This is a genomic window from Arthrobacter sp. GW460-12-1-14-TSB2 (genome assembly GCF_059423525.1).
This window is the reverse complement of sequence record NZ_JBWKYC010000051.1, coordinates 1-1,469: the sequence shown is the minus strand read 5'-3', so window position 1 is coordinate 1,469 and position 1,469 is coordinate 1. Positions and strand designations below refer to the sequence as shown.

At 62.7% G+C, this 1,469-nt stretch carries 1 protein-coding gene; it reads left to right on the top strand.

The window, feature by feature from the left end; genetic code table 11:
- Nucleotides 1–240 precede the first annotated feature (240 nt).
- Nucleotides 241–1,449: an IS110 family RNA-guided transposase gene (locus AC07YR_RS23220; protein WP_494735411.1), complete on the top strand. Its 1,209-nt coding sequence runs from the start codon at nucleotides 241–243 to the stop codon at nucleotides 1,447–1,449.
- Nucleotides 1,450–1,469 lie beyond the last annotated feature (20 nt).

Here is a 1,469-nt window from a genome sequence, read left to right as displayed (position 1 = left end):
GACAGTAATGATGGAATTGGCTGTGTTGCGGTGTGACTCCGGCTCTGACTGACGCCCGGTGAAGGGTTTGTCTTCTAATTGATCTGTCCGCCGCAATGCAGCTGCAGTAGACGCGGCGGCCGAGTGGACATGACCTCATAGGAGCCTGTTCGAGGAGTCCCATTACTGTCTTGTCTGCCCACCCGGCCGGCGTGCCCTTCGTGTCCATCGCATGCAAAGGAAAGCCAGGGCAGTTTCATCATGGCAAAGGAACATCTGAAAGTCATCGCCGGGATCGACACCCATGCCGATACCCATCACGTCGCCATCATCTCTGAAACCGGCCGGCACGTCGCCGACCAGGAATTCCTGGCGGTCGGGTCTGGCTACCGAAAGATCATCGAGTTCATCACCGGTTTCGGGCCGGTCATCGCCGCCGGTGTCGAAGGTACCGGCAGCTATGGAGCCGAGCTCGCCCGAACTTTGACGAAGGAAGGGATCCAGGTCCTAGAGGTCATGCGCCCGAACCGGCAAGCCCGTCGGTTGAAAGGCAAATCGGACCCGCTGGACGCCTATCAGGCCGCGGAATCGGTGCTCGCCGGCCGTGGCACCGCCACGCCCAAGGCCCGGGACGGGGCCGTGGAGTCACTTCGCGTCCTGCGGGCCGAACGGGCGACGGCGATGCGGGCACGCGTCGCCGTCATGAATCAGGTCCAGGGCATCCTCGTCTCCGCCCCTGAGCCGCTCCGCGCCAAATACCGCGGGCTGGGCAGCGCCGCAATGATGGCCACGCTGGAAAAGACCCGCCCTGCCGGGAACATCTCAGAACCACTGAACGCCACCACTACCGCGCTCAAACGCCTCGCCCACCGGTACCGGGCGTTGCACCAGGAAATAGCTTTGATCGATGCTGAACTCGACGCGATCATCACCACTCACGCGCCCTTGCTCCGCGACCTGCACGGGGTCGGCACCGACGTTGCAAGCCAGCTGCTGGTCACCGTGGGCGACAACCCCCAACGGATCGGCACCGAAGCGCAATTCGCAGCCCTCGTCGGCGTCGCACCGATCCCCGCATCCTCGGGCAAGACCACACGGCACCGGCTCAGCCGCGGCGGCGATCGGCAAGCGAACAAGGCGATCCACAGTGTCGTGCTCGTGCGGATGATGAGTGACAGTCGCACCAGAACCTATGTCACCAGGCGCCGGGCCGAAGGCAAGAGCACTAAAGAAATCATGCGATGCCTCAAACGCTACATCGCACGCGAAATCTACGACCAGCTCCTACATCCGCACCCGGCACCAGACGCTGGAGCACTCCGCGCCCTGCGCAAAACCAAGAACATTACGCTCCAGGCCGCCGCTGATGACCTCCGCGTCTGGCCCACGGCACTCTCGAGACTCGAACGCGGACTTACTCGCGACGACGTGTTCCACCAACGCTACGAAAGCTGGCTCAACGACCATTGACACCTATAGGAGCATCAATT

Bases quoted from the DNA above. Each gene is read 5' to 3' on its own strand.
- AC07YR_RS23220 (WP_494735411.1), top strand. From the start codon at position 241: ATGGCAAAGGAACATCTGAAAGTCATCGCCGGGATCGACACCCATGCC.